Origin of the sequence: Ruminococcus sp. D54t1_190329_F1, assembly GCF_015551645.1 — a bacterium.
In the GTDB taxonomy this organism is placed as follows: Bacteria; Bacillota; Clostridia; order Lachnospirales; family Lachnospiraceae; genus Blautia_A; species Blautia_A faecis.
This window is the reverse complement of record NZ_JADNDC010000003.1, coordinates 54321-66376: the sequence shown is the minus strand read 5'-3', so window position 1 is coordinate 66376 and position 12056 is coordinate 54321. Positions and strand designations below refer to the sequence as shown.

Below are 12056 nucleotides of genomic sequence, written 5' to 3'. Positions count from 1 at the left end.
AGCTAGTACATCGAATATTAAGTAACTGCCATATTGACTTGTCTGATTTTTCATCTGCTGCGTTGTCGTCGGTCGCCGTAGCCACCGCTACGCCTCCTTCCTCCGCCTTGCATATGAAGAAATCATCCTGCGTCAATGTAGTAGATACTTGGTTGAATAAAGAATATCGGGAAGCAATTAAGCTTCCCGACAAATAAAAAGTTCTATAGATTTTTTGTAAAATTAATAAACTCTTCCGACTCACCGTAATCATGAATCCGACAGTTTGCCAGACGCTGTATTTCCTCTTGATTTTCTTCATGAGAGTCGTACACAGCAGTGGTATAGAAGCCATCTTTCTTAGCTGTAGTAAGGGCATGAAGAGAATCTTCAAAGACCATGGTATTGGTTCGGTCAGTGCCAAGAAAGTTCAAGGCTTCCCGATAAATGGTTGGTTCGTCCTTTCCGGCACCCACAGAGGAGCAGGTAAAGATTTCGCTGAAATAGTCAAGCACTCTGCAACGTGCCAGGGCAGCTTCCACGAGGGAGCGCTCTGTAGCAGTGGCAATACACATTTTGACTCCGGTCTCATGAAGCTGAGCCAGAAATTCTTTCAGATGAGGCTTCAGCTGAGCTTCATAGCGGTAGAAATCATCTACAATTGCTACAGCACTCTTGATCAATTCATCTCGGGTCTGTTTTACATCATAGTGCTCAATAAAATAGTCAGCTGCCTGGTGGAGACTCATAGTGGCGATTGCTTCATCCAGATCCGGTTCAGGTTCAATTCCCTGGTTTCGCAGGTAATTTTCGCCTACATGATCCCAGGCTGACATAGAATCCAGAATCGTACCATCCAGATCCCAGATGGCACCCCTTAACATGAAATTCCTTTCCTGGAAGATGCATTGTCTTTGGAAATACAAGTAGAATCTTTCATTTTGAGAGTAAGCTCTTTAAGCTCTCTGGTTGCTTTTGTAATATCTTCAGCTGCAAAGATGGCACTTACAACTGCAATTCCGCAGATACCGCTTCCAGCCAGTTCCATTACATTGTCATGTGTAATTCCGCCAATGGCAATAACGGGAATATTTACAGCCTTACATATTTGTTTTATAGTTTCATGGCTGATATTGCCGGCATCTTTTTTGGTTCCGGTTTGGAATGCGGCACCTACTCCCAGATAATCTGCGCCATTTTTTTCAGCAAGAACAGCCTCTTCAACTGTATGCGCAGAAACGCCGATGATTTTGTCAGAACCGAGGATGGCTCTGGCATTACCAGCAGCCATATCCTCCTGCCCTACATGAACGCCATCGGCATTGATTTCTTTTGCAATTTCTACATTGTCATTGATCACGAATGGTACATGATAGCGCGCACATAACTCTTTGATTTCCGCAGCTTCTTTGAGAAAACTATCTGTATCCAGATTTTTTTCGCGTAGCTGAATGAAGGTAGCCCCACCTTTTAAGGCTTCTTCGACCTGGTCATATAAAGTTCTGCCATTTAACCAGCTGCGGTCAGTAACGGCATAAAGTAAAAGATCTTTTTTATTGCAGTTCATTGGTAAAACCTGCCTTTCACATGTAACTTGTGCGTCAAACACACTCTAATACATTATATAAAGCTGAATCTGGAAAGTAAAGGTAATTATTAAGCTAGAGCCTGTTTCTGCGAAGATCGAGAATCGTAACCCATAATGTTTGTTACACGAACAGGAACCTGTACATTGAAAAACGAAAAGTGATATGTTAGACTAATATTAAAATTGTGTTTTTGTCGGTTCGCAAAAAAGAGAGGCAGGTTTGATTATGGATCAATTTGAGCAGATGAAGGTGACACGGCAGGCGATGAATGGCAAGATGTGTCTGATGTTTGGTGGTATTTTCCTGATGTTTTCAGCCATTACCTCCACGATCATGTATGGAATCAATTTCTTTATGACAGCTCTGGAAGCAGATAAAGGAACTGCAGAGTATGTAGAACTTCTTGAGAATGCCGGAGTGGGAAGTGGACTTCTGAAAGGGATTGGTATTTGTTTTATTGCAGTAGGAATCTGGGAAGCTGTAGTTGGATTTCTATCTGTAAGAAATTCCAACAGAGTAGATAAGAGCAGATTTTCTGTGAAACTGGCCATATCGCTTCTTATAACAGAGATTGTCATGCAGGTAATTCTGTTTTTTACCGGATTGATGAATCTGGGGCTTCTTTTTACAGCCATTGTGCTTCCGCTGTTTTTACTTTGGGGTGCCACCCGTTTAGGCAAAGTTGCCAAGGCTGATCCGGAACGCAAATTTGCAGTAGACCCAGCCAGGAAGAAATCCTCTCAGCAATCTCAACCGGCCGCCCCGAAGAAGAGCATTCGTGAGAGAGCCGCTATGCAGGTGCGAGAAGATGCAGTGGTACCAGAGAAACAAGATACTGTAGATGAGGAAAATATTGCAGATTCAGAAGAGTCAAATTAGAAACTCAAAGTATGAATATAAGCATTATTGGAAAATGCAGTGGGTATAAGCGTCATAGGAAAATTGTTAAAGATATATAACCTGTGAAATTGTATGAGCTGTAGTTAGTCGTTGTTGCCGATAATATGATTTGCATGTAGCTATTAAGGTATAAGAATTAGAGACTGTTTATGATTCAACACCGGATAAAGGAAAGAGAACCACAGTATATGGACATGAAAGAAATCATCACAGAAGCAGCCCGTAAGCTGGTTCTGGAGAAAAAAGTAAAGAAGCTTACAGTAAAGGATATTGTGGAAGAGTGCCAGATCACCAGGCAGGCATTTTACTACCATTTCGAAGGAATACCGGATATGATTCAGTGGAGCATAAAGCAGGGAACCAGGCGGCTGCTAGAGGCGTGCAAAGAGCAGGGCGGCGCAGAAGCAGCGCTGAAGTATCTGTTTGTTTTTGCCATCAATGCTATACCCGAAGTGCGAAAAGGAATAGAAAGTAATTATGGAAAAGAACTGGAACAAACCCTTATGCAAGGAACCTACGAGTTGTTTGAGAGCATTGTGGAGGAAGAAAATCTGTACCGGAACTACAGCCGCCAGGAACTGAAGTTGATCCTCCGTTACCACAGCCATGCTATCTTTGGTATTTTCCAGGACTGGACACCGGAGGATACGAAGAATCTGGATATGATCGTACACGAAGTCTATTTGATTATGATGGGAAAGAATGCTCCAGAAGAACTATAAAATATCGTTTGACTGTATTTACAGGAAATGGAGGCAGCAAAGTATGGGCTATGATCTTCCGGAAAGGGTTGTAATCTATGAAAAAACTTGATAATTTTTCTAACTGTCTTTCTGTGCTGAAAAATGCTGATTTTAAACTTGCTGAGAATAATGAAATATACAGAACAGGTGTAATTGGACAATTTAATCTTACTTTTGAACTTGCATGGAAAGCTTTACAGGAAGTATTGAAGCTTCATGGCGCAGCTGGCGCGGAGACGGGTTCTCCCAGAGAAATCTTACAGCTGGGATACAGATTGGGATTTGTAAATGACTCTGCTGTATGGCTGCTTATGCTGAAAAAAAGAAATACATCTGTTTATATATATAACGAAGATGCGATTGATGAAATGCTCCTGTTTATTCGTGACAGTTTTATTCCTGCGTTTATTGACCTTGAAGCAGTTTTGAAAGTGAAATTGACGGAGGCGGAGACTGACTGGGAATAGAATCCAGAGGCCGACTGCAAATACATGGAGGAAACTAAATAAGAGATCAAACGGGCGAGGTGTATTTTTTACACTTTGCCCGTTTTGTCTATACACGGTGAAATTTCTGACTATCGACACTTTCTTTTGCTTGTACTAGAATAAAATTATCAGGATTACGGAGCGTGATTGTGACGCACATCTTGCAGAAAGCCTTTTTCAAACATGTTCTAGAGCCTGTTTGAGGAAGGCTAGTACATCGAATATTAAGTAACTGCCATATTGACTTGTCTGATTTTTCATCTGCTGCGTTGTCGTCGGTCGCCGTAGCCACCGCTACGCCTCCTTCCTCCGCCTTGCATATGAAGAAATCATCCTGCGCCAATATAGCAGAAACTTAATTTTCGATGTACTAGAAATGATAACGTAATCCGCAAGGAGAGGAGGAAACCATATATGGCACATGAAATTTTATCCGTAAAAATGTACGAGCTGGATAAAAAACTGGAACAGACCCACAGTCGGATTCAGCTGGCGGAGAGTATGGATACGGAAAGACTTCACCAACAGATCCAGAATCTTCGACAGGAATGTCAGGAAAGCCGTATCACTTTGGAAAACAGACTTCGCCATTCCAAGACAGACTGTGTAATGAAGCTGGCAGGCGTCTACGACCAGGTGGAGGCAGCAGTTGGAAAAGTGCTGGAGGCAGAAAACATAAATTTGAAAAATAAGGAGCCAATATTTGGAAATGTGCTCCCAGGAACGGAGGAGAAAATCCTCACCGCAGAATACGCCCTTGATTTTGCAATGCAGGCAGTAAACCGGGCACTTCTGGTATCGCTGCAGGCTATTGAAGCCCAGCGTCTGGAAGAGAAGAAAGAGGCAGAAGAGCAGTAACAGGCATAATGGCGTGTCTGATTTTTTATATACTGTATTGTTGGCAGTCGATTATAGGTGACATGTCCGTTTCGTAAGCAAGTGGACAATAGTCTGTCAGACAAAGCAATGATGCGGAAAAGCTTTGACAAAAAAGTCAATACAAAGTTAGTTTACATAAGAAAGGACTACAACCATGAAAGAAGTAAAAACCCCAAAAAAGCCGTTGATCTACTATTACGGCATTGTGCTTCTGGTGCTGATCGTCTTTAATCTGGTGGTTTCCCCAATCTTGATGGAGCATCAGGTAGAAGAAACCGATTACGGTACCTTCATGAGCATGATCAATGACAAAAACATCGGTAAAGTAGAAGTGGAAGATAACCAGATCGTCTTTACCGACAAGAACAATGAAAAAATTTACAAAACCGGTCTTATGAATGACCCGGATCTCACTGACCGCCTGTATGAGTGCGGTGCCACCTTTACTAAGGACATCGACCAGCAGACCTCCCCGATTCTCAGCTTCCTGGTAACCGGACTACTGCCGCTGATCATTTTCATAGTTCTTGGAAATTATATGGCGAAGAAGCTGATGGAACAGGCTGGAGGCAAAAACTCCATGGCATTTGGCATGGGAAAAAGCAATGCCAAGGTTTACGTTCAGTCCAGTGAAGGAATCCGTTTCTCAGATGTAGCCGGAGAGGATGAAGCCAAGGAAAACCTTGCAGAGATTGTAGATTACCTTCATAACCCAAAGAAATACACAGACGTGGGAGCCTCCATGCCGAAAGGCGTTCTCCTTGTAGGCCCTCCAGGTACCGGTAAAACAATGCTTGCCAAAGCCGTTGCCGGAGAAGCGAATGTCCCATTCTTTTCCATGTCCGGCTCTGAATTCGTAGAAATGTTTGTAGGTATGGGTGCCTCCAAAGTTCGTGATCTTTTTAAGCAGGCGAAAGAGAAAGCCCCATGTATCGTATTCATTGATGAGATCGATGCCATCGGTAAAAAACGTGATGGCCAGGTAGGGGGCAACGATGAGCGTGAGCAGACACTGAACCAGCTGCTTACAGAGATGGATGGTTTCGAAGGCAACAATGGGGTTATCATTCTGGCAGCTACCAACCGCCCGGAATCCCTTGACCCGGCACTTACCCGTCCAGGACGTTTCGACCGCCGCGTACCAGTTGAGCTTCCCGATCTTGCAGGACGTGAAGCAATTTTGAAGGTTCATGCAAGAAAAATCAAAGCATCCGATGACGTGGATTTCCACACTATCGCACGTATGGCATCTGGTGCATCCGGAGCCGAGCTGGCAAATATTGTAAACGAAGCAGCACTTCGTGCAGTCCGTGACGGACGTACAATCGTTACAGAAGCAGACCTGGAAGAGAGCATTGAAGTGGTAATTGCTGGCTACCAGAAGAAAAACGCAGTTCTCTCTGACCAGGAGAAAAAAGTGGTTTCCTATCACGAAATCGGACATGCCCTGGTGGCAGCCCTTCAGAACCATTCCGCTCCTGTTCAGAAGATTACTATTATTCCGCGTACTTCTGGTGCACTCGGCTATACCATGCAGGTAGAAACTGGTGACAAGTATCTGATGACAAAGAAAGAACTGGAAAATAAGATTGCAACCTTCACTGGCGGACGTGCTGCAGAAGAAATCGTGTTTGGCGAGATTACCACAGGCGCTTCCAACGATATCGAGCAGGCAACCAAGATTGCCAGAGCTATGATCACTCGCTACGGAATGACCGACGAGTTCGACATGGTGGCTATGGAAACCGTTTCCAACCAGTACCTTGGCGGCGATGCATCCCTTTCCTGCTCTGCAGATACCCAGAAGGAAATCGATGAGAAGGTCGTAGAATTAGTAAAGCGAGAACATGAAAAAGCCAAAAAGATCCTGACAGACAACCGTAAAAAACTGGATGAACTGGCTATGTTCCTTTATGAAAAAGAAACGATAACTGGCGAAGAGTTTATGAAAATTTTAAATAACAAAGAGGAGAGTGAGGAAAAATGAGAAGACGTTCACGTTATGGCTGGCTGGAACTCATTGAGGGAATCCTGCTGATCCTTCTTGGGATTTATACGTTGTGTAATCCGGGCGGCATGCTCCGCGGAATTACCTTTGCGTATGGTTTTCTTGCTGTCATCACCGGAATTTCAGATATTGTATTTTATGCAAAAACAGAGCGCTATATCGGCTTCGGACCTACCATTGCTCTGGTGACTGGAATTTTAAGTCTCCTTGCCGGACTAATGCTTCTGATGTACCCAAATGCCGGAGAGCTGATTATGACCCTGCTTCTCCCAATCTGGTTCATCGCTCATTCTGTTTCCAGATTGACCCACATCCCTCTGGTCCGTCTGGCAGGAAAATTTTACTATTACTTTACCTTGATTGTAAATATCCTTGGAATCATCCTTGGTTGTCTGATGATCATCTGGCCGTGGGTAGCGTTGTTTTCAACGGGCTTTATTATTGGCGGTTATCTGATCCTTCTTGGAATCGACTGCGTGGTGATGGCCTGCAGTGACATGGATGCCGGGTGGATGTAGAAACAGGATGTATTTACCGGTTGACACAAGAAACTACGAGGTGATAAAATCAAGATGAAATAAAAAACTGCAGCTCGCAATAAAGGAGATTTACATATATGGCAACACTTAAGGATGTGGCGAAGGCCTCAGGCCTAACGGTAGGAACAGTTTCCAGAGTCCTGAATAACAGAGGATATATCAGTGATAAGACCCGTGAGAAAGTATATCAGGTGATGAAAGAGCTGAATTATCAGCCTAATGAGACAGCTCGCGCACTGTCAAAGCAGAAGAGTAATACGATAGGAGTTATTTTGCCGAATATTGAACATCCTTATTTTGCCAAGGTACTAAGCCGTTTGGAGCGAGAGGCTGCGAAGCAGGGATATCGTATCATGCTTTTTGTTTCCAGGTATAAAGAAGAACGTGAGGAACAGTGTATTGAGATGTGCAAGAGCGAAAGAGTGACCGGCGTTGTTCTTTGCAGTGGAAGTTTTGAAACTGAGAAATTTGAAGATCTTGATTTCCCGTTGATCACATTGGAACGTTCTATGGATGAAGGGACATCCGGGATTGAATGTGATAACTATCAGGGCGGTGTGCTGGCAACGGAGCTTCTGATTGAGAAAGGCTGCAGGAAGCTGATGTTTATCGGCGGAGTAAGTGCAGGGGTTGACATTCATATGCCAGGAGATCTCCGCGAGGTTGCATTTCGTGATATCTGTAAGAATCGAAATGAAGAAAATGTGGTTATGGTAACGGATAACCGTCTTTTTGATTCTCTGGAATATTATGAATATGTAAGACAGGCACTGGTGGATAATCCTGATGTGGACGGTGTATTTGCCAGTTCAGATGTTATTGGTGCCTATGTACTGCAGGCATGCGCAGATCTGGGAATCAAGGTTCCGGAGCAACTGAAGATCGTAGGTTTTGATGATGTGAATATTGCCCAGTTTACAAGTCCGGGACTTACGACAATTCATCAGCCTGTGGAACAGATGGCAGAATTGGCAGTAGCAGCTATTGCGCAGATTGATGAGGGGAAAGTTGTACCTACTAAGACAGTATTTCCGGTTACACTGGTTGAGCGAGGGACGACTTGAACGCAGATAAGCATTTCCCCGCTTCAAGTGCGCGGAGCACTAAGCGGCGAGTGAGGGGGGATGCTTCTGTCAGTGGGAGCCTTCAGCTCCCACTGACAGATCGCGAAGCGACTGCGTTCATGAGCAAACAGCGAAGCGGATTGCGAATGTCCGCTTTACTGAATTGTTAATATTTTTTTATCTTCGAAAAATTTTCCAGTCAGTTGTCATATTGTGTATTCTGGGGTGTTTTTGAAACATTTCAGAATACAATATGACAGCTGATTTTTTGTATAGCAGGAAATTACTCTGTAATATTTCTGCTATACAAAAAAACGCTTCGCGCGGAATTGATCAGATGCATAAGGAATATGACATGCGGTTGTGATAAAAAATGAAGCAATTTTCGTAAAAAACAAGAAAAATAAAATAAATGAACTACAGACACGAAAAAAGCATGTAAAAGTGCACAAAACATAAAGAGCTAAATAGTATAAATGTAACAAAGTGATGTGAAATGGACAAAAATATATGACAACCGCTTGACATATTTGAGACGCAATGCTATCATACAACCATAAAGAAAACGTCCGAACAAGAACGTAAAAAACAGGAGGAAGCAAAAATGAAAAAACGTATTTCAATGGCAATTGCAGTTGCAACTGCAGCAGCAACAATGGCAAGTGTATCTGTACCGGTTATGGCAGACGATGTGAACATCACAATTTTTAACTCCAAGATGGAGGTTCAGAGCCAGTTCGAAGAATTAGCTGCTCAGTATGCAGAAGAGACCGGCGTTGGCGTAGAGGTTTATTACAATAGTGATACAGTATCTGCTCATCTGGCTACCAGATATTCTGCGAATGATCCATATACAATCGCTATGGTAGACCCGAAAGATATCTATTCACTTGCAGCAGACCATGCAATTGATTTAAGCGATCAGAGCTGGGTTAATGAGACTGATTACGCAATCGGAGTTGACGGACAGATCAATGGTTTCCCGACCTGCCTTGAAGCACGCGGTGTTATTTACAATGCAGATGCAATCGAAGCAATCACAGGCGAGACCTTCAATCCGGATGATTACAAGACACTTGATTCTTTTAAAGAGCTTCTTGAGAAACTGAAAGAAGGTGGAATGGAAACACCTACCGGTATCATGAAAGAGGACTGGTCCCTTGCAGCTCACTTCCTTGCTGAGGTTTACGAGCAGCAGCCAGATGTAGAAGCATTTGTTTCCTCTCTTTATGAAGGAACAGCAGACCTTGCAAACAATGAGAAATTCAATTCTCTTATGGACTTCTTCGATGTAATGATGGAGAATAACTACGCAAAAGATTCTGCAATCGCTGCAGAGCGTGAGACAACCGAGATGATGCTTGCTGAAGGACAGATCGCATTCATGTTCGGAGGAAACTGGGACTGGTCTGTAATCAATGCATATGATTATACAGAGAATATGGGAATGATGCCGGTACCGCAGAACACAGATGACGGATCCAATGAGAAGCTTGTTGGTGGAGGTTCCAAATTCATGATGATCGATTCCTCTGATGCAACAAGTGATGAGCAGCGTCAGGCAGCTAAGGACTTCCTTACATGGCTTGCTGATTCCGATGAAGGACAGAGCTTCATTGCTGAGACATGTGCACTTGTACCTGCATTCTCTAACAATGAAAAAGAAGTATCCGATCCACTTGGAAAATCTGTTAAGAAATATGCAGATGAAGGCTCTCTGATTGATAACTACAATTACCTTCCGGATGATCATCTTTCCATTTGTGGTGCAACCTTCCAGAAATATCTCGCAGGACAGATTGACAGAGCTGAGTTTGCAGCAGAGATTGAAGACTACTGGAAGAACACAACTCCTGTAGAGCACTAAGAATTATCCTTTGGTAACAACTTATTAATTTAACAAACATACTGTAGTTTTATAGAAATTTGCCACCCCTCAAGAGGCTGCACGCCTGTGCCATGCGGCGTGCGGCCTCTTTCCCTCACAAAAAGAAAAGTACTGGATTATAGATTTTCGGAGGCAGCGGGAAAAGGGTGGAGACAAAAAAGAAAAGGGAAAGGGGATCGTGATTATGGAACAAAACACCATGAAATATAAAGTAAAACAGTACTTGATGTTCGCTGGCGTTTCCACTGTCCTGTTTAGTGCAGTTGTAATCCTTCCATTTATCTACGGATTATATCTTACATTTACAAGCTGGGACGGTGTTTCAAAAGACAAACCATTTGTTGGACTGGCAAACTACATTGCTACATTCCAGGATGCAGCTTACTGGCAGGCACTTGGACGTACCTTGATTTATTCTGTTATCGCTGTAATTTTGGTAAACGTGGTAGCATTTTTCCTTGCATACCTTCTTACCAGCGGAATTAAAGGTCAGAACTTCTTCCGTGCAGGCTTCTTTGTTCCGAACCTGATCGGTGGTATCGTACTTGGTTATGTATGGAAATTCGTATTTAACCGTGCATTTGTATCACTTGGAAAATCTCTTTCTGTAGGTGCTCTTTCCACCTCCTGGCTGGCAACCACCAACGGTGCAATGGCATGTCTGATCATCGTATCTGTGTGGCAGTACGCAGGATATATGATGCTGATCTATGTAGCCGGATTTATGAGCGTATCCAAGAGCCTTATGGAAGCAGCCCAGATCGACGGCTGCACCAAGACACAGGCAACCATTAACGTAACGATCCCACTTATGAGATCTTCTTTTGTACAGTGTCTTTTCTTAACGATCACAAGATGCTTTATGGTATATGATGTAAACCTTTCCCTGACAAAAGGTGAGCCATTTAACTCTTCTGTAATGGCAGCTATGCACGTATACAATCAGGCATTTACTTACAAAAATTACGGTACCGGCCAGGCAGAGGCATTAATTCTGTTTGTTGTCTGCGCAATCGTAGGAGTTACTCAGGTTTACATTGGTAAGAAAGGGGAGGTGGCAGCATGATGGATGAAAACAAAAAAGCAGCTCAGAAGAAAAAAGTCAGCCATTTTATTACAATAGCAGTGCTGGTTATCCTGTTTCTGGCATTTATCTTCCCGTTTATCATGGTAATTTTCAATGCGTTTAAGACAAAAGGTGATATCACGGCAGATCCGCTGGCACTGGTTGGCTCTCACGGCTTTATTCTGACTAACTTTACAGATGCCATGAAAAAGATGAACTTTGCAACATCTTTTACAAACTCTCTTTTGATTACTACAGTTTCTACGATCCTTACAATTATGCTTTCTGCAATGACAGCGTTTGTAATTGTTCGTAATAAATGGAAAGCATGCGGTATTCTGTTTTCCCTGATGATTGCATCTATGGTTATTCCGTTCCAGGTACTTATGATCCCGCTGGTTTCTCTTTACGGTGGTATCTTTGGAGTACTGAACAGCCGTATTACTCTGATCCTTATGCATGTGGGATTTTCCCTTTCCATGGCAACATTCATGTTCCACGGTGCAATTCACACCAGCGTTCCGATGGAACTGGAAGAAGCAGCATTTATTGATGGATGTACCAGATGGCAGACATACTGGAAAATTGTATTTCCGCTTCTGAAACCAACCATCGCAACAGTTGCGATTATTGATGCAATGGCATTCTGGAATGATTACCTTCTTCCAAGCCTTGTTCTCGGACGTAAAGAACTGTATACTCTTCCGATTGCAACACAGGCATTCTATGGTACTTATTCAACAGACCTCGGACTGGTAATGGCCGCCCTCCTTCTGGCTATGCTCCCGATCCTGGTTCTGTATCTGTTCCTGCAGCGTTACATCGTTGAAGGTGTTACCTCCGGAGCAGTAAAAGGCTAAAACCAAAATGGGGTCCAAAGATAGTGATATTTTTGGGCTCCATAAGTGCTATC

The 12056-nt window shown here is 43.2% G+C and carries 13 protein-coding genes; 11 read left to right on the top strand and 2 right to left on the bottom strand.

Annotation, left to right across the window (positions count from 1 at the left end):
• Nucleotides 1–197 (top strand): hypothetical protein (locus I2D69_RS19815; protein WP_207741790.1); only part of this gene is annotated, 197 nt, incomplete at its 5' end.
• 6 nt (nucleotides 198–203) lie between these two features.
• Here the strand turns inward: I2D69_RS19815 and I2D69_RS01945 are convergent.
• Nucleotides 204–863 carry an HAD family phosphatase gene (locus I2D69_RS01945; protein WP_173716082.1) on the bottom strand — a complete coding sequence of 220 codons (660 nt, stop codon included), beginning with the start codon at nucleotides 861–863 and terminating at the stop codon, nucleotides 204–206.
• Nucleotides 857–1546, bottom strand: coding sequence for a thiamine phosphate synthase (thiE, locus tag I2D69_RS01940; RefSeq protein ID WP_173716083.1), 690 nt, complete (start codon nucleotides 1544–1546; stop codon nucleotides 857–859). The genes I2D69_RS01945 and thiE overlap by 7 nt, the downstream gene beginning before the upstream one ends.
• Before the next feature lie 247 nt (nucleotides 1547–1793).
• Here thiE and I2D69_RS01935 point away from each other — a divergent pair, with 247 nt between their 5' ends.
• From I2D69_RS01935 to I2D69_RS01890, 10 genes are all read left to right on the top strand, one after another.
• On the top strand, nucleotides 1794–2447 hold the full coding sequence (locus I2D69_RS01935) for a hypothetical protein (RefSeq protein WP_118581976.1): 654 nt from the start codon (nucleotides 1794–1796) through the stop codon (nucleotides 2445–2447).
• A 209-nt stretch (nucleotides 2448–2656) separates the two neighbouring features.
• Nucleotides 2657–3190 (top strand): TetR family transcriptional regulator, encoded by a 534-nt coding sequence (locus tag I2D69_RS01930; RefSeq protein ID WP_173716084.1) that lies wholly within the window; start codon nucleotides 2657–2659, stop codon nucleotides 3188–3190.
• Nucleotides 3191–3267: 77 nt separating this feature from the next.
• Nucleotides 3268–3678: an HI0074 family nucleotidyltransferase substrate-binding subunit gene (locus tag I2D69_RS01925; RefSeq protein ID WP_173716085.1), complete on the top strand. Its 411-nt coding sequence runs from the start codon at nucleotides 3268–3270 to the stop codon at nucleotides 3676–3678.
• A gap of 435 nt (nucleotides 3679–4113) precedes the next feature.
• Nucleotides 4114–4557: a hypothetical protein gene (locus I2D69_RS01920; RefSeq protein WP_173716086.1), complete on the top strand. Its 444-nt coding sequence runs from the start codon at nucleotides 4114–4116 to the stop codon at nucleotides 4555–4557.
• A gap of 175 nt (nucleotides 4558–4732) precedes the next feature.
• Entirely contained in the window at nucleotides 4733–6565 is a 1833-nt protein-coding gene (gene ftsH, locus I2D69_RS01915; RefSeq protein WP_173716087.1) for an ATP-dependent zinc metalloprotease FtsH, read from the top strand.
• Entirely contained in the window at nucleotides 6562–7104 is a 543-nt protein-coding gene (locus I2D69_RS01910) for a DUF308 domain-containing protein (RefSeq protein WP_173716088.1), read from the top strand. Before ftsH ends, I2D69_RS01910 begins: the two co-directional genes overlap by 4 nt.
• Nucleotides 7105–7202: 98 nt before the next feature.
• Nucleotides 7203–8189 (top strand): LacI family DNA-binding transcriptional regulator, encoded by a 987-nt coding sequence (locus I2D69_RS01905; protein ID WP_118581958.1) that lies wholly within the window; start codon nucleotides 7203–7205, stop codon nucleotides 8187–8189.
• Nucleotides 8190–8793: 604 nt separating this feature from the next.
• Nucleotides 8794–10056 (top strand): ABC transporter substrate-binding protein, encoded by a 1263-nt coding sequence (locus tag I2D69_RS01900; RefSeq protein WP_173716089.1) that lies wholly within the window; start codon nucleotides 8794–8796, stop codon nucleotides 10054–10056.
• 205 nt (nucleotides 10057–10261) lie between these two features.
• Nucleotides 10262–11143 (top strand): sugar ABC transporter permease, encoded by an 882-nt coding sequence (locus tag I2D69_RS01895; protein WP_118581952.1) that lies wholly within the window; start codon nucleotides 10262–10264, stop codon nucleotides 11141–11143.
• Nucleotides 11140–12003, top strand: coding sequence for a carbohydrate ABC transporter permease (locus tag I2D69_RS01890; RefSeq protein WP_330382723.1), 864 nt, complete (start codon nucleotides 11140–11142; stop codon nucleotides 12001–12003). Before I2D69_RS01895 ends, I2D69_RS01890 begins: the two co-directional genes overlap by 4 nt.
• The last annotated feature ends 53 nt before the right edge of the window (nucleotides 12004–12056 follow it).

Coding starts and splice junctions, on each gene's coding strand:
- I2D69_RS01945 (WP_173716082.1), bottom strand. CDS start 863: ATGTTAAGGGGTGCCATCTGGGATCTGGATGGTACGATTCTGGATTCT.
- thiE (WP_173716083.1), bottom strand. CDS start 1,546: ATGAACTGCAATAAAAAAGATCTTTTACTTTATGCCGTTACTGACCGC.
- I2D69_RS01935 (WP_118581976.1), top strand. CDS start 1,794: ATGGATCAATTTGAGCAGATGAAGGTGACACGGCAGGCGATGAATGGC.
- I2D69_RS01930 (WP_173716084.1), top strand. CDS start 2,657: ATGGACATGAAAGAAATCATCACAGAAGCAGCCCGTAAGCTGGTTCTG.
- I2D69_RS01925 (WP_173716085.1), top strand. CDS start 3,268: ATGAAAAAACTTGATAATTTTTCTAACTGTCTTTCTGTGCTGAAAAAT.
- I2D69_RS01920 (WP_173716086.1), top strand. CDS start 4,114: ATGGCACATGAAATTTTATCCGTAAAAATGTACGAGCTGGATAAAAAA.
- ftsH (WP_173716087.1), top strand. CDS start 4,733: ATGAAAGAAGTAAAAACCCCAAAAAAGCCGTTGATCTACTATTACGGC.
- I2D69_RS01910 (WP_173716088.1), top strand. CDS start 6,562: ATGAGAAGACGTTCACGTTATGGCTGGCTGGAACTCATTGAGGGAATC.
- I2D69_RS01905 (WP_118581958.1), top strand. CDS start 7,203: ATGGCAACACTTAAGGATGTGGCGAAGGCCTCAGGCCTAACGGTAGGA.
- I2D69_RS01900 (WP_173716089.1), top strand. CDS start 8,794: ATGAAAAAACGTATTTCAATGGCAATTGCAGTTGCAACTGCAGCAGCA.
- I2D69_RS01895 (WP_118581952.1), top strand. CDS start 10,262: ATGGAACAAAACACCATGAAATATAAAGTAAAACAGTACTTGATGTTC.
- I2D69_RS01890 (WP_330382723.1), top strand. CDS start 11,140: ATGATGGATGAAAACAAAAAAGCAGCTCAGAAGAAAAAAGTCAGCCAT.